Source organism: Microbacterium sp. SS28 (assembly GCF_022761035.1).
In the GTDB taxonomy this organism is placed as follows: domain Bacteria; phylum Actinomycetota; class Actinomycetes; order Actinomycetales; family Microbacteriaceae; genus Microbacterium.
Map to the genome: position 1 here is coordinate 39256 of NZ_JAKWJP010000008.1, position 18957 is coordinate 58212.

An 18957-nucleotide genomic window follows, 5' to 3' on the forward strand; every position below is an offset into this window, starting at 1 on the left:
CACCGCCTTGGGGCGGCTCAGCGGCCGAGAGTGGCGGACGGATTCTCCCCGAACTGGGCGCGATATTCCGCGGCGAAGCGCCCGAGGTGGCCGATGCCCCAGCGATGCACGACCGCGGCGACCGTGGTCTGCGTCGGATCCGAATCGCGCAGCTCGGCGTGAACCTGCCGCATCCGGGCTTCGCGAAGGTGCCTGCTGGGGGTGACCCCGAACTGACGGATGAAGCCGTACTCCAGCGATCGCACCGAAACGCGCGCGGCCTCGGCGATCTGGGTGATCGAGATCGGCTCAGCGAGGTGCTCGTCGATGTAGTCGACGGCACGGCGAAGCGCGCGGGGCAGAACGTTCGCGCCCACCGGCGGCGACACGTCTCCCAGGACAGGGAACGCGACGAGCAGCGTCGTGATCACCAGGTCCTGGAGCACGCTGGCGCGGATGGGGGAAGCGCCGTCGTCGTCGGCGACCATGTCCGCTGTCGCATTCCACAGCCGCGCCCCGTGCGGGGAGGGCTTGCTCAGGCCGGCTGTGGGGGAGAGCAGCTTCCGTCCGGAGCCCTCCAGGTGGCGATCGGCGAGGCGGCGAACGACCGCGGGCTGAAGGCTGATGAGCTCGGCGCGCGAGTCTTCGAAGCGGACGACGGACTGGCCCTGCGGGCGCAGGTAGGGCCGAGTCGTGTCGATCCTCTCCGGACCGTATTCCAACGCGATCTTCCCGCCGAGTCGGCGAACCAGGGCGAACTCGTCCGGGTAGTACCCGGAGCTGTGGATGACACCTCCCACGTCGACGCGCGAGTAGGTGATGAAGCCCCTCTGCTCACGCGAGTGGAAGAAGCGGAACGGGCGTCCATCCGGACTCGGTGAGAGACCGAGTCCGGGGAAACTCCGGCTGAGCGCCTCGGCCGCGACATCCCGGTCCGACGTGTCGACGATCATCGTTCACCCCGTTCACCCGTGTCACGCCCAGGGTACGTCGCCGCACCGCCGTCCCGACAGGCATCGGGTGCACGAGTCCGCCGTGCACTGCGGGCATCGGCGCTCCGAAGATCAGCCGACCTTCTCGGCAGCACCCGCGATGAGTTCGACCACGCGTGCGGGCTCATCGATGCCCACTGAGAACACATACGTGGCGGCGAAGCCGAGCTCGCCCAGCGACGACACCACCGCTGCGATCGAGTCCGACGTCGACGCGGGGTTCACGCCGATCATCGCGGTCTTCTCGATGTCGTCGTAATCACGGCCGACGTCGTCGCAGTGGGCGCGCAGAACGTCGAGCTTGTGCGTCGGCATCTCGTCGCGCACGCCGAGGTTGCAGGCATCCGCGTACTGGGCCACCAGCCGCAGGGTCTTCTTCTCGCCGCCGCCGCCGATCATCAGGTATGGATGCGGCCGCGTGATGCTCTGCGGTGAGTTCAGCGCGCGCTCGAGCCGGTAGATCGCGCCGTCGTACGGCTCGTCTTCTTCGGCCCACATCTGCAGGCAGATCTGGATCGTCTCCTCGAGCTTGACGAACCGCTCCGCCAGCGGCGGGAACTCGAAGCCCAGACCCTTCGATTCCTCCTCGTTCCACGCGGCGCCGATGCCGAGGCCGACGCGACCGCCTGAGAGCACATCCAGCGTCGTGACCTGCTTCGCGAGCAGCGCAGGCTCACGGTAGATCACCCCCGTGACGAGCGTGTGCAGCAGCGCCTTCTCGGTGTTCGCGGCGATGAAGCCGAGCGTCGCGTAAGCCTCGAGCATCTCGTGCTCGACCGGACCGATGCCGGGCAGCTGCCAGAAGTGATCCATGACGGTGATCCGCTGGATGCCCGACGCCTCGGCGTTGCGCACGTGCCGCGCGAGCGCCGGCCCGAGGTCGCGCTGACCGCTCGACCACGTGAAGTCTGCGATGTGAAGACCGAATTCCATGCTGTGAGGGCTCCGTTCCGTCCACGGATCCGGATGCCGCACCCGCCCGCCCTTGTCACTTTAGGCGTCGACTCGAGGGGTGTCCTCGTTCGCGCGCAACCCGTCTCCGCTGATCGTCAGCGGACTCGCCGCGGATCAGCGCTGGAGCTGAGCGACCGGCGCAGGCGCGAGCGCGCCGAGCTGCAGCCAGGTCGCGATGACGGCATCCGGATTCAAGGACATCGAGCGGATGCCCCTCTCCATGAGCCATGCCGCGAAGTCGGGATGATCCGACGGCCCCTGTCCGCAGATGCCGACGTACTTGCCACGCCTGTTGCACGCCGTGATCGCGCGCTCGAGGAGCACCAGGACTGCCGCATTGCGCTCGTCGAAGGCGTCCGCGACGAGCTCGGAGTCGCGGTCGACGCCGAGCGTCAGCTGCGTCAGGTCGTTCGAGCCGATGGAGAAGCCGTCGAACAGATCGAGGAAGTCGTCCGCGAGGAGCGCGTTGGCCGGGATCTCGCACATCATCAGGACCTCGAGGCCGTTCCGGCCGCGGCGCAGGCCGTTGTGCGCCATCGCCGCGAGGGTCCGTTCGCCTTCGCTCCGCGTGCGGACGAAGGGGATCATGACCTGGAGGTTCGTCAGCCCCATGTCGTCCCGCACGAACCTGATCGCCTCGCATTCCATCGCGAAGCACTGCTCGAAGCTCTTCGTGGCGTAGCGGGATGCGCCGCGCCACCCGAGCATGGGGTTCTCCTCCTTCGGCTCGAAGAGATCACCGCCCAGAAGACGCGCATACTCGTTGCTCTTGAAGTCGCTCAGTCGCACGATCACCGGCTTCGGAGCGAATGCCGCCGCGATGGTCGACACGCCCTCGGCGACCCGTCGCACGAAGTAGTCCCGCGGCGATGCGTAGGCGGCTGTCCGTGAGGCGACCTCCGTGCGCAGCGGCTCGGCGAGCTCGTCCGCCTCGGCGAGCGCGCGCGGATGGATGCCGACCATCGTGCTGACGATGAACTCGAGCCGGGCCAGTCCCACGCCGTCATTGGGGAGCTGCGCGAGCGAGAACGCCTGGTCAGGCACCGCGACATTGAGCATCACTTCGATGGGGAGGTCAGGCAGGTCGTCCACCACCGTCTGCTGCACGTCGTACTCGAGCGCTCCGCGATAGACGAGCCCGTCCTCGCCCTCGGCGCACGAGACGGTGATGCCGACGCCGTCGTCGAGGAGGCGCGTGGCGTCCGCCGTGCCGACGACGGCGGGGATGCCGAGTTCTCGCGCGACGATCGCCGCGTGACACGTGCGCCCGCCGCGGTCCGTGACGATCGCGGAGGCCCTCCGCATGATGGGCTCCCAGTCCGGGTCGGTCCGGTCGGCGACGAGGACGTCTCCCTCGTGGAAGAGGTGCATCTCGGCGAGGTCGTGCATGACGCGCGCCGGGCCGGCGCCGATCTTCGAGCCGACGGCCCTGCCCCGCACGAGGACGTCGCTGCGCTCGCGCAGCGCGTACCTCTGCAGGACGCCCCTGTCGAGATGGGCCACGGTCGTCTCGGGACGGGCCTGCACGATGTACAGCCGCCCGTCGATTCCGTCGCGGGCCCACTCGATGTCCATCGCGCGGCCGTAGTGGCCCTCGATGACGAGGGCACTGCCCGCCAATTCCTCGACGTCTTCGTCCGAGATGCTGAACCGCGCGCGATCGTCGGCGGGCACCTCCACCGTGACCGTGCTCGCCCCGACGCGGGTGCCCTCGGCGAACCGCATGGCGATCGCCTTCGTACCCAGCTCGCGTTTGATGATCGCGGGCCGCCCGACGCGCAGAGCCGGCTTGTACACCGAGAACTCGTCCGGGTTCACGGCGCCCTGGACGATCGTCTCGCCGAGGCCGTAGGCGCTCGTGATCACGACAGCCTCGTCGAAGCCGGACTCGGTGTCGACCGTGAACATGACGCCGGACGCCCCGACATCGGATCGCACCATCCGCTGTATCCCCGCCGAGATCGCGACGGACTCCGCCGCGAACCCGTGCTGCGCACGGTAGACGATGGCCCGGTCGGTGTAGAGCGACGCGAACACGCCGCGCACGGCATCCAGCACGTTCTCGACGCCTGCGATGTGGAGGAAGGTCTCCTGCTGGCCGGCGAACGAGGCATCCGGCAGATCCTCCGCCGTCGCGGAGGACCGCACAGCCCACGTCACGCCGTCCGGGTGCGCCTGTGCGGCGACGAGCGTCGCGTGCGCGGCGCGGATCTCGCGTTCGAGCGTCGCGGGGAACGGCTGCGCGAGGATCCACCGGCGGATCTCAGCGGCGGTCAGGGCGAGCATCGCGACGTCCTCGACGTCCAACGATGCGAGCGCGGCCTCGATCCTATGGTCGAGGTCCTCGTGCTCGAGGAACGAGCGGAACGCGCCGGCGGTCGTCGCGAATCCCTCCGGGACTCGCACCCCCGCACGGGCGAGGGTGCCGATCATCTCGCCGAGCGAGGCGTTCTTGCCGCCGACCACGGGGAGATCCGCCATCGTGATCTCACGGAACCAGAGAATGCTGCTGTCCTGCATGAGACCAGGATTCCCGGCATCCCCTGGCCGCCGAAGGGTCGAAGGTCCTGCGAGCGGAGCGGGCAGGATCGCTTCAGGCCTCGAGCTGCGGGCGTGCGCTCAGCCCCACCGCGATCGGCGCGGCGGAAGGCGCGAGGTCGATCGGCCGACCGCTCAGGGCGCGCAGCGCGAAGAGGATCGTCGCGAGATCCACGAGCTCCTGGGTGAGCGCGCCCGCCACCGCGGGAATGGCGCCGGTCGTGGCGACGAGCATCAGCCCCAGGCTCACGCCCATGCCGATCCAGATCGCGGTGAGGGCGACCGTGAGCGTCCGGCGTGCGATCGAGACCGCCTCGACGACCTTCGCGAGCGAGTCGACGAGCACGACGATGTCGGCCGCCGCGCCGGCCGCCGTCGCGCCCTTCGCGCCCATGGCCACGCCGACGTCCGATGCCGCGAGCACCGGGGCATCGTTGATCCCATCGCCCACCATGACGACGGGCCGTGGCTGCAGTCCCGCGGCCAGATCGATCTTCTCGGCAGGGAGCAGCTCGGCGTGGACCTCGTCGATCCCGACGGCGCGCCCGATCTCCTCGGCGGTCGTCCGCGCGTCCCCCGTGAGCATCGCGACCCGCTCGACGCCGTGCGAGAGCAGCCAGTCGACGACCGCGCGCGACTCGGGGCGGGGATCGTCGGCCAGGATCAGGGTGCCCGCGAAGCATCCGTCGACGGCGACGTACGCCGCGGCCTGTCCCGGATCGATCTCGGCGGTCGGGACGCCTCGCACCAGATCCTGGATGAACCGCCGCTTGCCCACGGTGACGGAGTGGCCTTCGATGTCCGCCATGACCCCGTCGGTGGCCGCTTCGCTCGCCTTCTCGGCATCCGCCAGCGTCATTCCCCGCTCGACGGCCGCGTGTCTGATCCCCTCCGCGAGGACATGCGTCGAGTACTGCTCCGCGGACGCTGCGAGCCGCAGCAGTTCGCGAGCCTCGAATCCCGGTGCGGGGCGGACGGCGATGAGGGCCGCCTTGCCGCGGGTGAGGGTCCCGGTCTTGTCGAACGCCGCCGTCTTCGCCTGCGCGAGACGCTCGATGGCGGATCCGTCCTTGACGACGACGCCGTTCCGCGCGGCGCGGGACATGCCGCTCACGAAGGCGACAGGTGCCGCGATGAGCAGCGGGCAGGGCGTCGCGAGCACCAGCACCTCGGCGAAGCGCGTCGGGTCGCCCGAGAAGAGCCACGCGAGCCCCGCGATCGCGAGCGAGACCGCCGTGAAGGGGATCGCGAACCGGTCGGCGAGTCGAACGACGGGCGCACGCGACGACTCAGCGTCGCGCACCAGTGCGACGATCTGCTGATACTGGCTGTCTGCGCTGAGCCGCAGCGCCTGCACGCGCACCACCTGCCCCCCGTTGATCGCTCCCGACATCACCTCCTCGCCGGGCGATCGAAGGACGGGCATGCTCTCGCCCGTGAGCGAGGACTCGTCGAAGCTCGCCTCTGCGCCGAGCAGCATCCCGTCGACGGGGACGATCTCCGACGGCCGCACCAGCAGCACGTCGCCGATCGCGACATCGTCGACGGGAACGTCTGCGATGGCGTCGCGTCCCGAGTCCCTGGATCGCGTGAGCACGTGGGCGATGCGGGGCGACCGGTCCAGGAGCGCAGTGAGATCGCGCCGAGCGCGACGCGACGCGAATTCCTCGAGCGCTTCGCCCCCGGCGAGCATGAGGACGATGATGAGCGCCGCGACGTACTCGCCGACCGCGAGCGTCGCGACCATGGCCACGACCGCGAGCACGTCCAGGCCGACATGCCCGCGCATCACATCGCGCACCATGCGTGCGATGGTCCAGCCGACGAACGTGATCACCGCGGCGACGGCCACCCACCGAGCCGACCTGTTCGCGCCGACGGCGGACAGGCCCACGACGATCCCGAGCGCCGCGAGAGCTGCCACGATGACGGCGTTTCGACGCCCCGGGCCCTTCACCGCGGCACCGGCGCCAGCGCGCACCACTCCGCGGTCCGGCCGCGGGCGGCAGCGCGGCCGTCGTGGCCGAGAACCACCCGTTCCATGATGACCTCCGAGTGCGGCGCCGCCCGACGCCCTGTGCCGACGCTAGGCCGCGTGTGGTCACGCCGATGGGCCGAAGGTCCTGTCGACGCGACACCACGGGACCTTGGACCCGATCCGCCGCCTCGGAGAGGACTCGACTGAGGGGAAGAGAAGGGAACTCTGATGTCGGACCTCGGCCATCGCTTCACCGACTGCGCGATCATCGTCACGGGGGCCGGCTCCGGGATCGGCCGCGCGACCGTCGAGCGGCTCGTCGCCGAGGGTGCCCGCGTGGTCGCGGTCGATCTTCTGCCCGACCGTCTCTCGACCCTGACCGACGAGGTGGCGGGCGAGATCGTTCCCCTGGCCGTGGACATCACCGAGCCCGCCGCAGCCTCCGCCATCCTCGAGGCCGCGGGACCTCAGGTCGACGGCCTCGCCAACGTCGCCGGGATCATGGACGGATTCGAGCCGACGGCCGAGATCGACGATGCGACGTGGGACCGGGTCCTCGCCGTCAACCTGACCGCGATGATGCGCCTTACGCGGGCGGTGCTGCCGGGGATGGTCGAGCGCGGGCGCGGCAGCATCGTGAACGTCGGGTCGGAAGCAGGACAGCGGGGTTCGGCCGCCGGCACGCCGTACACGACCTCGAAGCATGCGGTGAACGGGTTCACCAGGAGCACGGCGTTCTTCTACACGCCGAAAGGCGTCCGGTGCAACGCTGTCGCGCCCGGCCCGGTCGCGACGAACATCGAGGCCCCGTTCCGCTCCGAATGGGCGCAGCAGCGCCTCGGCCCGCTCTTCCAGACGAACATCCCGGCGGTCGCGCGTCCCGAAGAGCTCGCGTCGGCGATCGCCTGGCTGCTGAGCGATGACGCCTCCAACGTCTCGGGGTCGGTGCTGTCCGTCGACGGCGGATGGGCGGCCATCTGATGGCCCGCGGATCGACCCTCCGATTCCTCGGTGCCACCGACACGGTCACGGGATCCCGATATCTGGTCGAAAGCGGCGGACGCCGCATCCTCATCGACTGCGGCCTGTTCCAGGGCTACAAGAAGCTGCGCGAGCGCAACTGGGGGTCCTTCGGCGTCGACCCCGCGAGCATCGACGCGGTCGTCATCTCACACGCCCATCTCGACCACACCGGCTACCTGCCCGCCCTGGTGCGCGACGGATTCCGCGGGCGCGTGCACGCGACGCACGGCACGACCGAGCTGAGCCGCCTCATCCTGACCGACAGCGGCCGCCTTCAGGAGGAGCAGGCCGCGTACGCCGAGCGACACCGCACGTCTCGGCACTCTCCGCCGCGGGCCCTCTACACGGAGGACGACGCGGAGGACGCGCTCGAGCGCTTCGTCGCCCACCCCTTCGACGAGGACATCGACGTCGAAGGAATGCGTGCGCGGTTCCTTCCGGCGGGACACATCCTGGGCGCTGCCCAGGTGCGGATCGAGGCGGACGGCAGGTCCGTCCACTTCACGGGCGATCTCGGTCGCGTCGACGATCCCCTCATGCGGCCGCCGCGCCCGTTCGGCGGCTCGGACGTGCTCGTGTCCGAGTCGACGTACGGCGACCGGGCGCATCCCGCGGTCGAGGCAGCGACCGCGCTGGGCGACATCATCACGCGAGTATGCCGGCGCGGCGGTGTCGTGATCATCCCGTCCTTCGCGATCGGCCGGGCCGAGAGCCTGCTGCTCCAACTCAGCAGGCTGCGTGCCGCCGACGCGATTCCGGAGGTCCCGATCTTCCTCAACAGCCCTATGGCGGTCGATGCCTCCGAGATCTACGCGCGCTACCCCGAGGAGCATCGCCTCTCACCGGGCGAGTTCGACGCCGTGTACCGGGTGGCGACGCTCGTGCGCTCGGTGGAGGAGTCCAAGCGGCTCAACCTCCTCGCGGGCCCCGCCGTCATCATCTCGGCCAGCGGCATGCTCGAGGGCGGACGCGTGCTGCACCACGTCGCGGCGTATGGCGGGGACCGTCGCAACGCGATCGTCCTGACCGGGTTCCAAGCGGGCGGCACCAGGGGCGCGGCACTTCGGCGCGGCGAGAGGTCTCTGCGGATCTACGGCCGCGACATCCCGATCCGTGCAGAAGTCCACTCGCTCGAGATGCTGTCGGCGCACGCGGACGCCGCTCAGCTGACGGACTGGATGGCCCATGCCGAGCGGCCGCCCGACGCCGTGTATCTCACCCACGGCGAGCCGACCGCGGCGGATGCGCTGCGCGTGCGCATCAGGCAGACGCTCGGCTGGACGGCGCACGTGCCCGAGTTCGGCGAGACGGTCGACCTGGGAGTGACGGGGGATCGGCGCTCGCCGGAGCCCGGACCGGCAGCCGAACCACGCCGAGGTACTTTCGGCCCGACCCTCGTGCGAGAAGCGACGTTCGCTGGAACCAGCGATCGCGATGCGGCGATTCGAACCGACGGAGATGACGCCATGAAGACAGCAGGCGATGAGACTGTGGTCTCGCTGACCGAGGACGAGTGCTGGGACCTGCTCGCGCGTCACGAGCTCGGCCGGCTCGCCCTGGCCGTTGCGGGCGAGCCGGAGATCTTCCCCGTGAACTACGTGGTCGATGGCCCCCGCATCCTCTTTCGAACGGCGCCCGGCTCGAAGCTCGCGGAGCTGACCGTCAATCCGCACGTGGCCTTCGAGGTCGACGAGTACGACGAGGATGCCGCGGCGAGCGTCGTGGTGAAGGGGACCGCCCACCGCCTCGAACTGCAGCGCGAGATCGACGAGGCCGACGCCCTTCCGCTCATGCCGTGGATCCCGACCCTCAAGTACCGCTGGGTGCGGATCGCTCCCACGGCGGTCACCGGCATCCGCTTCGCACGCGTCCCGGAGCCGGATCGGTACGTTGCGTCGACGACCGACGCGTGATCCGCCGTCCGGTCGCGGAGGGAGATTCCGCCACGACCACCGGAACGAACCCCGAAAGGTGAAGAAGATGAATGCACTGATCGTCTACGAGTCGATGTTCGGCAACACGAGGCAGGTCGCGGACGCCATGCGCGAGGCGCTCGAGTCGACCGACGTCGAGGTGACCCTGACGACCGCGGCCGGTGCGCCGGCGGATCTCGGCGGGTTCGAGCTCGTGATCGTCGGAGCGCCGACGCACGCGCACACACTCCCTCAGCCGACGTCGAGGGTCCAGGGCGGCGCATGGGCCGATGACCCCGAGAAGGATCTGCGGCTCGAGCCGGGCGCCCACGAACCGGGCGTCCGGGAATGGATCGAGCGCATCGCGACACCCGACACCGCCGCGCGCTTCGCATCGTTCTCGACGCGCGTCGACATCCCGCGTATCTTCTCCGGCGATGCGGCGCTCGCGATCGCGAAGCGTCTGCGCAAGCGCGGCATCGTCGTGACGCTCCACGCCGACTTCCTCGTCGACCGCGACAGTCACCTGCTGGAGGGGGAGGTGGAGCGCGCGCACGACTGGGCGACGCAGCTCCTGGCAGTGCCCTCGCGGTGAAACCCGGGCGGCGGACCCCCGCGGCGGCACGAGGTCGCGTCGCGGGGAAGAGCCGGCTTCTTCAGCGCAGTCCGCCTGCGAGGGGCCGGAGATGCGGGATGGGATCGGGTCGCTCAGCGCGGCTGGAGTGGTTGGGCGTCGGTCCCGCGAAGACGAGCCACACGTCTTCCGCGGTGATTGCTGACGTGGGCGTGGTCGGTGGGACCGGCTCGACGGGGCTTCCCTCTCGGGGGAGCAGTTCTTGTGCATTCATGATCGAGTCTCCTTCGTGCTTCCATCCCACCTCCGCTGCCCTTTCGGCGAGGGGACGAAGGTCCCTCGGGTGCGGTCCGGCCGCTCCCTCCCGGCGCCGCCCCGGGCGCACTGGCTACGGCGGACGCCGGAGCCTAACCTGACAGGTGACGGCGATCATGGGAGGTGACGCGGTGTCCGAGACCGACGCGCTCTCCTTCCCGGATGGGCCCAGGGCCGACCTCGAAGCGGCGATCACGAATCTGCTGGCCCAGGGCGAGCGGGTGATGCGGACCCAGGGTCGACTGCGCTCGCTGCTGCGCGCGAGCCAGACCGTCGTCGAGCAGATCGACCTGCCTCAGGTGCTTCGGCGCGCGGTGGAGGCCGCGATGGATCTCGTCGAGGCCGACTACGGGGCGATCGGAGTGCTCACGCCGGAGAAGGATGGGCTGGAGAAGTTCATCTACGTCGGGATGACGGAGAGGGAGGCCGAGGCGATCGGCCACCAGCCCTCGGGACAGGGTCTGCTCGGAGCTCTCATCGACGATCCGAATCCCATCCGACTGGACCGCGTCGCGGACGACGCGCGCGCCGTCGGGTTCCCCGCGGGGCACCCGCCGATGGACGCGTTCCTCGGGGTGCCGATCCGAGTCCGGGGCGAGGTGTTCGGGAATTTCTATCTCACGAATCGGCGACAGGGGACCTTCACCGAGGAGGACGAGCAGCTGCTGAGCGCCCTCGCGGCGACCGCCGCGTTCGCGATCGACAATGCGCGCCTCTTCGCCGATGTCGAAGTGCGCGAGCGATGGGCTTCCGCGGCTGCCGAGCTCGCCTCCGCGATCGTGTCGACTCCGAGCGACTCGGTGCTCGATCTGGTCGCCGGCCGCCTGCACGACGTCGCCGCGGCAGACCACGTCGCGATCCTGCTGAGGGGTTCCGACGACCGGCTTCGGGTCGCGGCATCCCGTGGCGACTCGCCTTCCCTCGTCCCGGGGTCGGTGGTCGAGCCTTCCGGCCTCGTCGCGTCCGTCCTGATCGACGGGCAGCCGCACGCTGAGGGGCGGAAGCCGGAGAGCGGCGAGGAGCCGCTTCTCGTATCGGGCGGCGGGGTCAGCGGTCCCGCACTCGTGACACCCCTCCATTCACGCGCCGGCATGTGGGGAGTGACGCTGCTCGCGCGCGCGCCCGAGGGGAGTAGGTTCTCGGCCGCCGAGATCGGCAGCGCAAGCGACCTCGCCTCTCGGGCGAGCATCGCGCTGGACCTCGCCCGCGCACGCGAGGACGCGCAGCGCGCCCTCCTCGCGGACGACCATCGACGTATCGCACGGGATCTGCACGACCACGTCATCCAGCAGCTCTTCGGCACGGGCCTCTCCCTGCAGAGCGTCTCGGCGCGCCTCGGCCCGGGCCTCGACAACGATGAGATCGGCGACGCGATCGACCATCTCGACGACGCGATCCGGCAGATCCGGACCGTCGTCTTCGCCCTCTCACAGCGAGACGAGGCATCCCTCCGGCATCGCCTGCTGGATGTCGTGGGTGAGCTGTCGTCGCACGGTCATCGTCCCCCCGCAGTGCGCTTCACGGGGCCCGTCGACCACCTGGTGCGCGACACGCTCGCCACAGAGGTGGTCGCCGTCTCGCGCGAGCTGCTGAGCAACGCCCTCCGGCACTCGAACGCGGATCGCGTCTCACTCGACGTCGCCGTCGCCGAGGATCAGGTCACGGTCGTCGTCGTCGACGACGGCGATGGAATCCCACCGGATGCCGCGCGACGCGGCCTCGCGAACCTCGACGAGCGGGCGCGCGCCCTGCGCGGCCGGTTCCACGTCGAGACGAGCCCACTCGGCACCTCTGCCACGTGGATCGCGCCACTCGGACAGCCCCTGGCAGTCGATGCGGAGGGTGTCGGGTGATCGGCGTCTTCCTGGTCGATGATCACGAGATCGTCCGGCGCGGGCTCGGCAACCTGATCGACGGCGAAGCGGACATGCACGTCGTCGGTGAAGCGGGCACCGCGCGCGAGGCGCTGGGCCGCATCGAGGCGACGCGCCCTGACGTGGCGGTCCTGGACGTCCGGCTCGCTGACGGCAGCGGGATCGACGTATGCCGAGACGTCCGCTCTCGCATGCCCTCCGTCGCCTGCCTGATCCTCACGGCGTACGACGATGACACCGCGATGTCGGCGGCCGTGCTCGCGGGTGCAGCCGGCTATGTCCTGAAGAACGTGCGGGCGTCGCACCTGACCGATGCGATCCGCGCTGTCGCGAGCGGTCGCACGCTGCTCGACGCCGACGCTCTGCGCACTGCCCGCTCGCGCATGCAGGATCCGGCCGACGACGACCCTCGGCTGGGTTCGCTCGGTCTGCGCGAGAGGCAGATCCTGCGCCTCATCGCCGAGGGCATGACGAATCGCCAGATCGGCGATCAGCTCGGGATCGCCGAGAAGACGGTGAAGAACTACGTGTCGTCGATGCTGAGCAAGCTCGGACTCGAGCGGCGCACCCAGGCCGCCGTCTTCCAGCGCGACCACCCGGATCCGGCCCGTCCGCGCGGCTTCGGCTCGTGACGACGCTGTCTCACATGCCGCACATCGGATCCGGTTCTAGGCTCTGACCGAGCCGACAGGGGAGCGAGGGTGTCCGAGATCACTGACGCAGCACGCGCCGAGCTCCTCTACGTCGAGGACGACGCCGACATCGCCGGCATGACCGTCGAGGTGCTGTCCGAGGCGTATCACGTCGACCATGCCGCGACGGGCGAAGACGCTCTGCGGCTCGCCCTCCGCGGTCGCTACGACGTGATGGTCGTCGACCGGCGGCTGCCGGGAATGGACGGCGTCGAGTTCATCCGAGCGGTGCGGACCGCCCGCATCACGACGCCGATCCTCATGCTCACGGCACTGGGCTCTGTCGACGACCGCGTATCGGGACTGGACGGGGGAGCCAACGACTACCTCGTGAAGCCGTTCGACTACGACGAGCTGCTCGCGAGGCTGCGTTCACTGCGGCGGGGATTCGCCGCGGACGCCGGTCGGCGTCAGCTCGGCGAGTGGGCGTTCACTCCGGCGTCCCAGGCGCTCTACGATCCGAGCGGCTACCGCATCGCGCTCACGGCGACGGAGAGCGCGCTGCTCGAACTGCTGAGCGGCAGTCCGGAGCACGTCTTCAGCCGCGAGGAGATCCTCGGGGCGGTGTTCCGCGAGGGGGAGACGGCGAGCTCCGTGGACACGTATGTGCACTACGTGCGGCGCAAGTCCACGCGGGACATGATCGAGACCGTCCGCACCCGTGGCTATCGCGCAGGCAACCCCTCATGAGCGACGAAGACGACCGCCGCAGGGTGCAGCGCGCGGCGCTGTCGATCGGGCTGTACGTCGGGATCGCGTCCGCGATCGCGATCGCCTGCGGCGTCGGCATCCTGATCGCGGTCATCCTGCTCAATCGCAGGGTCGAATCGGTCGAGCATCCGGGGGCGTTTCCCGGCAGTCACGGACCCGGCGACGATTTCGTCATCGACGTCGACAAGCTGGTTCCCGTCGTGGTCGTGCTGGGACTGCTGGGGGTGCTGCTGCTCGGCGCGGTCGCCTGGTTCGCCGCGCGCCGATCGGTCGGGCCTCTGGCCGAGGCGCTGCGGCTTCAGCGCAACTTCGTGGCCGACGCCTCCCACGAGCTGCGCACGCCGCTGACGACGCTGACGAGCCGCGTCCAGTTGCTGCAGAGACGCCGGCAGCGCGGCGAGCCGATCGACGAGACCATCGTCCAGCTGCGAGGCGATGCCGCGATGATGTCCGACGTGCTCGACGATCTGCTGCTCGCGGCGGAGGGAGGGGCCGCGGGCGCCGGAGCGTCGGCCTCCGTCTCCGCCGCCATCGGAACGGCCTTCGAGATGCTGCGCCCGCTCGCGGACGAGGCGGGCGTGGCGCTCGCCGTCGACGCGCGACAGCAAGCCGAGGTGCAGCTGGCCCCGGTGACGCTCGTGCGGCTCGTCGTCGCGCTCGTCGACAACGCGGTGCAGCATTCGCCGACGGGCACCACCGTCGCCGTCACGGCAGGGGTCGAGAACGGGATGGCCGAGATCCGCGTCTCCGACCGCGGCGCGGGCATCAGCGGGATCGAGCCCGATGCCGTGTTCGACAGGTTCGCGCGTTCGTCCGAGAGCGGTCGGCGCCGGAGCTTCGGGATCGGGCTGTCCCTCGTGCGCGACGTCGCGGTGCGCGCGGGCGGCAGCGTCGTCGTCGAGAGCACCTCGGGGGAGGGGGCGACGTTCCTGCTCCGGCTGCCGTCGGCGCGCTGAGCTCAGGGCACCGGGGCCGGTGCGGAGGTCAGCGTCGGGTCGGCGCCGACGACGTCGACGCCGGTCCCGCCGAGCCACCGCGCGACGCGGCCGTCATCGGCGATGAGGATGCCGGTGCGCGTGCCGGCGTGCGCGATCCACGAGCGGTCGTCGAAGCCCGCCACGACGGCGGCGGTCGCCCAGAGATCCGCGCGGGCGAGACTGCCGTCCACGACCGATGCGCTCGCGACGCCGACAGCAGGGTCTCCCGTGCGCGGGTCGACGATGTGATGACCGCGCTCCGCGGAACCGGATGTCGCGACCGCTCCCTCGACGATCTCGAGCTGTGCGACGATCTCGCCGGGCCGGCTCGGGTCGGCGATGCCGACCGTCCAGCGCCAGTCGGCCGTGGGGGCCGTGAACAGCTGCATGTCGCCGCCGGCGTTGATGCCGACCGCGACGTCGTCGATCGCGCGCGCGACCAGGGGGGCCAGATGCCGCCGCGCGGCGTTCTCGACCGACCAGCCCTTGACGTAGCCGGTGGGATCGAACCAGCCCTTCCAGTGCGCTCCGAAGAGTCCGCCTGTCTCGATCCGCGCTGCTCGGCAGGCCGCTGCGACCTCCGCGACACGCGGGTCGGCGTCAGCGAGGTCGAGCTCACCGCGCGCGATCCGACGGATGTCGGAGTCCTCACGGTAGGTCGAGAAAACGCGGTCGATGTCGCGGAGTTCGGCAAAGCATCCGTCGATCGCTCGCTGCGATGTGCCGCTGAGCGCACCGCTGTCGTTGAGCACATGGATGCTGATCGGCATCCCCATGATCTCTTCCACGCGCACGATGCGTCGCGGCGTCAGGCGGTCGGATCCGATCCGGGTCATCAGGAGCTCGCCTGATCGATCGCGCTCTGGAGCGAGGCGATGTACCCCTGACTCGTATAGGTGGCGCCCGAGACCATGCTGATCTGCGAGCTCTGCGCGCGAGTGGTCTCAGAGACCAGCACGGGGATCGCGCGCTGGTTGATCGCCTGATCGCGGCCGTTGCTGTGGGGGTAGTCGATGACCTGCACATCGGCGATCTGACCGTCCGACACGGTGATCTGCACCTGCACGGGGCCGTAGCGCGTGTTCGCGGACCCACCCGTGTAGGTGCCGTCGCTGAGGCCCGAAGTGGTCGAGTCGCTCCCCGACGACGAGGTGCCGGTGTCCGACGACGAGCTGTCGGACGAGTCCTTGTCCGACGCCTCGCCCGAATCCGATTCGTCGTCGGACCCGGACGCGTCGGAGGTCGTCGGTCCGGCTGTCGTCGTCCCGCTCGACGAGACAGGTTCGAGCGCGGCTCCGGGCTGGACAGCCTCGAGCGATGTGCGGTAGCTGAACAGCAGCACGAGCCCGCTGAGGGTCGCGAGCAGTGCGTAGACGATCTTCTTCATGATGGCTCCTGCTTCGGCGGGTCAGACCGTGAACGCTTCGGAATGGATGCGGTCGGGCGCGACGCCGGCGTCGCGGAGGTCGGCCTCGACGGACGCCATCCAGGGGATCGGTCCGCAGAGGTAGACGTCGTAGGCGTCGAGATCGGGCGCGACGTGGCGGATGAGCTCGGCTCCTCGCCACGCGCCGTGGCTCGCGGGAAGCCACGACGACGGCCCGGGCGAACGCGGCCCGGGCAGCGGCGCGAAACGGATGCCGCGCTGCGCGACGAGGTCGCCGATCGCGCCCAGGCGCAGCGCATCGCCTTCCGCGTGGTCCCGGGTGATGAGCATCGCGTCGCCGGGCGCGTAGGGCTGCTCCTCGAGCAGCGAGACGAGGGGCGCGACACCGGCGCCGGCACCGATCATCAGCAGCTTCGTCCCCTTCCGGGCGGCGCCGGTCATGTGTCCGTAGGGGCCCTCGACAAGCACCCGTGTGCCGGGGCGGAGGCGCGTGAGCCGCTCCGTGCCGTCTCCCGCGATGCGCGCCGAGATCGAGAGTCCCGCGGAGGCCGGTGCGCTCGAGAGCGAGAACGGGTGTCCGCGGGTCCAGCCGGGTCCGTCGGCGAATCGCCAGACGAAGAACTGGCCCGCCCGGGCTCCGAGCCTGTGAAGTCGGCGCCCCGACATCCGCACGGTCACTCCCTGGTCTCCGTCGCGCTCGACAGCCGTGACACGGATGCCGTGACGCGCTGACTTCAGCAGCGGCATCCCGATGCGGAAGATGACGACGGATGCCGCGGCCGCAGCCCAGAGCGTCCACCAGTACGCGGTGGCCAGGGGTGAGGAGAGGAAGTCGGCGCCGGTCCACAGCTGGTGAGGGAGGGCGAGCCCGACGCCGAGGTACGCGTAGAGGTGGAGGAGGTGCCACGATTCGTAGCGCAGCTTGCTCCGCGCCTTCCGGATCGACGTCACTACGACCAGCACGATCAGGACGGTCCCTGCGGTCGCGAGCAGCATCCCGGGGTAGTCCACGACGAACTGCCAGAGCTGCACGAACGGGTTGATCGCGGCGGTCGCGGCGTAGCCGAGCATGAGCAGCACGATGTGGGCTGCCAGCAGCCAGAACGACCAGAACCCGACGAAGCGGTGCATGCGGGTCATGGCGTCGCGACCGAATCCTCGCTCGAAGAGGGGGATCCGCGCCATGAGGAGCACCTGGTACAGCAGCAGGTTCGCCGACACGAGTCCCGTGAGCCGGCCCAGCGTCGTGAGCGTCTCGGCGGTGAAGCCGATCGTCGCCGTCACTCCGCCGCCGACGACCCACAGGGCGACGACGAACAGGCTCGTGAGCCAGATGACGATCGTCGCGCACGCGTGCCAGACGGCGGTGCGCGGGTTCTGCGGCACGAGGAGACGTGCCGGCGACGCCGTCGTCGCGATCCTTCCGGTGCGGGGAGCGAGTGCGGTCATGGACTCATGGTCGACGCCGGATTCTGAGGCGAGTCCAAGAATCGGCCCGACACAGTCACCTCATAGGGAACGCTCGGCTCGCGGCGAGAGGGACTGCCCGTTGTGCGCTCTCCACGACGAGCTCGGGTCTTCTGCCGTGCAGCCTGACTCCGCGAGAAGGAGGTCCTACGGTGGTGGCGTGAGCATGCATGGTGGCGAGCCGCACGTCGCGGGGATCGCGGGAAAGCTGAACTGGTTGCGCGCGGGAGTACTCGGCGCGAATGACGGCATCGTGTCGGTGGCGGCGATCGCCGTCGGTGTCGCCGCGGCGACACCGGATCTCTCGGCGATCATCCCCGCCGCTTCGGCGGCGCTGATCGGCGGTGCCCTCTCGATGGCGCTGGGCGAGTACGTGTCGGTGAGCAGTCAGAGCGACAGCGAGCGGGCGCTCATCGCGAAGGAGAGGGAGGAGCTGCGCACGATGCCCGAGCAGGAGCTCGCCGAACTCGCGAGCCTCTACCGGGCGCAGGGTCTGAGCGCCGAGACCGCGCAGCGGGTCGCTGTCGAGCTGACCGAGCGGGATGCGCTCCGCGCGCATCTGTCGATCGAGCTCAACATCGATCCCGACGACCTCGTGAGCCCGTGGCGCGCGGCCGCAGCGTCCGCGCTGGCCTTCGTCTGCGGCGGCATCCTGCCCTTCCTGACGATCCTGCTTCCCGAACCGGTGCGCATCCCCGTGACCTTCCTCATCGTGCTGGTGGCACTCGCGATAACGGGAGCGCTGGGCGCGCGCATCGGTGGAAGTCCCGTCACCCGGGCGACCGTCCGCGTCGTCGTGGGCGGGGCGATCGCGCTGGCCGCCACCTTCGCGATCGGGGCGCTGCTCAATACGAGCGGGATCGCCTGATCGCCGGCACCACCGGCTCGGCAGCGAGGTCGACCGAGGCGCCGGACCTCAGGATGCCGGGGGCGAGCCGTTCCAGGTGCACGCGCACCATCTCGGCGAAGTCGATGGTCCCGCGGGAGAGCACCCACTGCAGCTGGAGGCCGTCGGCGACGGCGACGCACTCGCGCGCGAGCGCATGAGCGTCGAGATCCTCGCGGAGGAGCCCCGCATCGACGTCCTCCTGGAACGCCGAGGCGATCTCGTCGATCGTCCGCTCGTAGCGTTCCGAGAACACGTCGTGCGCCGCGCTGGACGGGTCGGCCGCCGCGGCGGACACGAGCACGAAGAGCTCCATCAGCTCGGGCTGGGACCCGTAGAGGCGAGCGACGTCGTACATCATGCGCAGGGCGCGGGTGCCGTCGTGGGCCGGCGCGCGGTCGAGGGCCCGCGCCGCCGCGAGATCGAACCGGCGCTCGGCGAGCGCCAGCAGCAGATGGTCTTTCGTCGCGAAATGATGCTTCAGCCCCGGGGTCGTCAGTCCCACGGCGCGGGCGATCTCGGCCAACGACGTCGGCGAGTAGCCGGCATCCCGGAAGCAGCGCTGCGCGGCATCGAGAATCCGGTCGCGACGCTCGCGACCGACCTGATAGCTGCGCCGGCCGGTGTCGCTCACGCCGTCACGCTATCCCAGATCCTTAAAACCTTCGACGTAAGGTTTTGATGCTACGCTCCCGAG

The 18957-nt window shown here is 70.1% G+C and carries 15 protein-coding genes and 2 pseudogenes; 9 read left to right on the forward strand and 8 right to left on the reverse strand.

The window, feature by feature from the left end; translation table 11 throughout:
- Positions 1-17: 17 nt before the first annotated feature.
- From MJ607_RS18835 to MJ607_RS18850, 4 genes are all read right to left on the reverse strand, one after another.
- A complete protein-coding gene (locus MJ607_RS18835; protein WP_243077174.1) occupies positions 18-932 on the reverse strand; it encodes an AraC family transcriptional regulator in 915 nt (304 codons plus the stop codon).
- Positions 933-1043: 111 nt separating this feature from the next.
- The gene (locus MJ607_RS18840) at positions 1044-1904 is read right to left on the reverse strand and encodes an LLM class F420-dependent oxidoreductase (RefSeq protein WP_243077175.1); all 861 of its coding nucleotides are present in this window, start codon (positions 1902-1904) and stop codon (positions 1044-1046) included.
- Positions 1905-2039: 135 nt separating this feature from the next.
- Positions 2040-4445 carry a phosphoenolpyruvate synthase gene (ppsA, locus tag MJ607_RS18845; RefSeq protein ID WP_243077176.1) on the reverse strand — a complete coding sequence of 802 codons (2406 nt, stop codon included), beginning with the start codon at positions 4443-4445 and terminating at the stop codon, positions 2040-2042.
- A 73-nt stretch (positions 4446-4518) separates the two neighbouring features.
- Positions 4519-6387, reverse strand: coding sequence for a heavy metal translocating P-type ATPase (locus MJ607_RS18850; protein WP_243077177.1), 1869 nt, complete (start codon positions 6385-6387; stop codon positions 4519-4521).
- Between the two features lie 282 nt (positions 6388-6669).
- Between MJ607_RS18850 and MJ607_RS18855 the strand changes: the two genes are divergently transcribed.
- From MJ607_RS18855 to MJ607_RS18890, 8 genes and pseudogenes are all read left to right on the forward strand, one after another.
- Complete coding sequence (locus MJ607_RS18855) at positions 6670-7422, forward strand: SDR family NAD(P)-dependent oxidoreductase (RefSeq protein WP_243077178.1); 753 nt, start codon at positions 6670-6672, stop codon at positions 7420-7422.
- A pseudogene (locus tag MJ607_RS18860) lies at positions 7422-8783 on the forward strand (MBL fold metallo-hydrolase RNA specificity domain-containing protein); the annotation flags it as partial. The gene MJ607_RS18855 and the pseudogene MJ607_RS18860, both read left to right, overlap by 1 nt.
- Positions 8784-8981: 198 nt before the next feature.
- A pseudogene (locus MJ607_RS20345) lies at positions 8982-9377 on the forward strand (pyridoxamine 5'-phosphate oxidase family protein); the annotation flags it as partial.
- A gap of 67 nt (positions 9378-9444) precedes the next feature.
- A complete protein-coding gene (locus MJ607_RS18870) occupies positions 9445-9972 on the forward strand; it encodes a flavodoxin domain-containing protein (RefSeq protein ID WP_243077179.1) in 528 nt (175 codons plus the stop codon).
- Between the two features lie 425 nt (positions 9973-10397).
- Positions 10398-12119: a GAF domain-containing protein gene (locus tag MJ607_RS18875; RefSeq protein ID WP_243077180.1), complete on the forward strand. Its 1722-nt coding sequence runs from the start codon at positions 10398-10400 to the stop codon at positions 12117-12119.
- On the forward strand, positions 12116-12772 hold the full coding sequence (locus tag MJ607_RS18880) for a response regulator transcription factor (RefSeq protein WP_243077181.1): 657 nt from the start codon (positions 12116-12118) through the stop codon (positions 12770-12772). The genes MJ607_RS18875 and MJ607_RS18880 overlap by 4 nt, the downstream gene beginning before the upstream one ends.
- Before the next feature lie 69 nt (positions 12773-12841).
- Positions 12842-13522, forward strand: a complete 681-nt coding sequence (locus MJ607_RS20285) for a response regulator transcription factor (protein ID WP_308193864.1) — start codon at positions 12842-12844, stop codon at positions 13520-13522.
- The gene (locus tag MJ607_RS18890; protein WP_243077182.1) at positions 13519-14499 is read left to right on the forward strand and encodes a sensor histidine kinase KdpD; all 981 of its coding nucleotides are present in this window, start codon (positions 13519-13521) and stop codon (positions 14497-14499) included. The genes MJ607_RS20285 and MJ607_RS18890 overlap by 4 nt, the downstream gene beginning before the upstream one ends.
- A gap of 2 nt (positions 14500-14501) precedes the next feature.
- On the opposite strand, the gene MJ607_RS18895 is transcribed toward MJ607_RS18890, so the two are convergent.
- The 3 genes from MJ607_RS18895 to MJ607_RS18905 are packed head-to-tail and all read right to left on the reverse strand — an operon-like array spanning position 14502 to position 17356.
- On the reverse strand, positions 14502-15356 hold the full coding sequence (locus tag MJ607_RS18895) for an FAD:protein FMN transferase (protein ID WP_243077183.1): 855 nt from the start codon (positions 15354-15356) through the stop codon (positions 14502-14504).
- Positions 15356-15907: an FMN-binding protein gene (locus tag MJ607_RS18900; RefSeq protein WP_243077184.1), complete on the reverse strand. Its 552-nt coding sequence runs from the start codon at positions 15905-15907 to the stop codon at positions 15356-15358. Before MJ607_RS18900 ends, MJ607_RS18895 begins: the two co-directional genes overlap by 1 nt.
- Positions 15908-15928: 21 nt before the next feature.
- Positions 15929-17356 (reverse strand): ferric reductase-like transmembrane domain-containing protein, encoded by a 1428-nt coding sequence (locus MJ607_RS18905; protein ID WP_243077185.1) that lies wholly within the window; start codon positions 17354-17356, stop codon positions 15929-15931.
- 184 nt (positions 17357-17540) lie between these two features.
- Between MJ607_RS18905 and MJ607_RS18910 the strand changes: the two genes are divergently transcribed.
- Positions 17541-18242, forward strand: coding sequence for a VIT family protein (locus MJ607_RS18910; protein ID WP_243077204.1), 702 nt, complete (start codon positions 17541-17543; stop codon positions 18240-18242).
- Here the strand turns inward: MJ607_RS18910 and MJ607_RS20290 are convergent.
- A complete protein-coding gene (locus tag MJ607_RS20290; protein WP_243077186.1) occupies positions 18220-18894 on the reverse strand; it encodes a TetR/AcrR family transcriptional regulator in 675 nt (224 codons plus the stop codon). The two genes, MJ607_RS18910 and MJ607_RS20290, sit on opposite strands and share 23 nt — an antisense overlap.
- Between the last annotated feature and the right edge of the window lie 63 nt (positions 18895-18957).

What these genes read in the sequence shown, in the direction of transcription:
- MJ607_RS18840 (WP_243077175.1), bottom strand. Translation starts at nt 1,904, where the DNA reads ATGGAATTCGGTCTTCACATCGCAGACTTCACGTGGTCGAGCGGTCAG.
- MJ607_RS18905 (WP_243077185.1), bottom strand. Translation starts at nt 17,356, where the DNA reads ATGACCGCACTCGCTCCCCGCACCGGAAGGATCGCGACGACGGCGTCG.
- MJ607_RS18870 (WP_243077179.1), top strand. Translation starts at nt 9,445, where the DNA reads ATGAATGCACTGATCGTCTACGAGTCGATGTTCGGCAACACGAGGCAG.
- MJ607_RS18855 (WP_243077178.1), top strand. Translation starts at nt 6,670, where the DNA reads ATGTCGGACCTCGGCCATCGCTTCACCGACTGCGCGATCATCGTCACG.
- MJ607_RS18835 (WP_243077174.1), bottom strand. Translation starts at nt 932, where the DNA reads ATGATCGTCGACACGTCGGACCGGGATGTCGCGGCCGAGGCGCTCAGC.
- MJ607_RS18890 (WP_243077182.1), top strand. Translation starts at nt 13,519, where the DNA reads ATGAGCGACGAAGACGACCGCCGCAGGGTGCAGCGCGCGGCGCTGTCG.
- MJ607_RS18910 (WP_243077204.1), top strand. Translation starts at nt 17,541, where the DNA reads ATGCATGGTGGCGAGCCGCACGTCGCGGGGATCGCGGGAAAGCTGAAC.
- ppsA (WP_243077176.1), bottom strand. Translation starts at nt 4,445, where the DNA reads ATGCAGGACAGCAGCATTCTCTGGTTCCGTGAGATCACGATGGCGGAT.
- MJ607_RS18900 (WP_243077184.1), bottom strand. Translation starts at nt 15,907, where the DNA reads ATGAAGAAGATCGTCTACGCACTGCTCGCGACCCTCAGCGGGCTCGTG.
- MJ607_RS18895 (WP_243077183.1), bottom strand. Translation starts at nt 15,356, where the DNA reads ATGACCCGGATCGGATCCGACCGCCTGACGCCGCGACGCATCGTGCGC.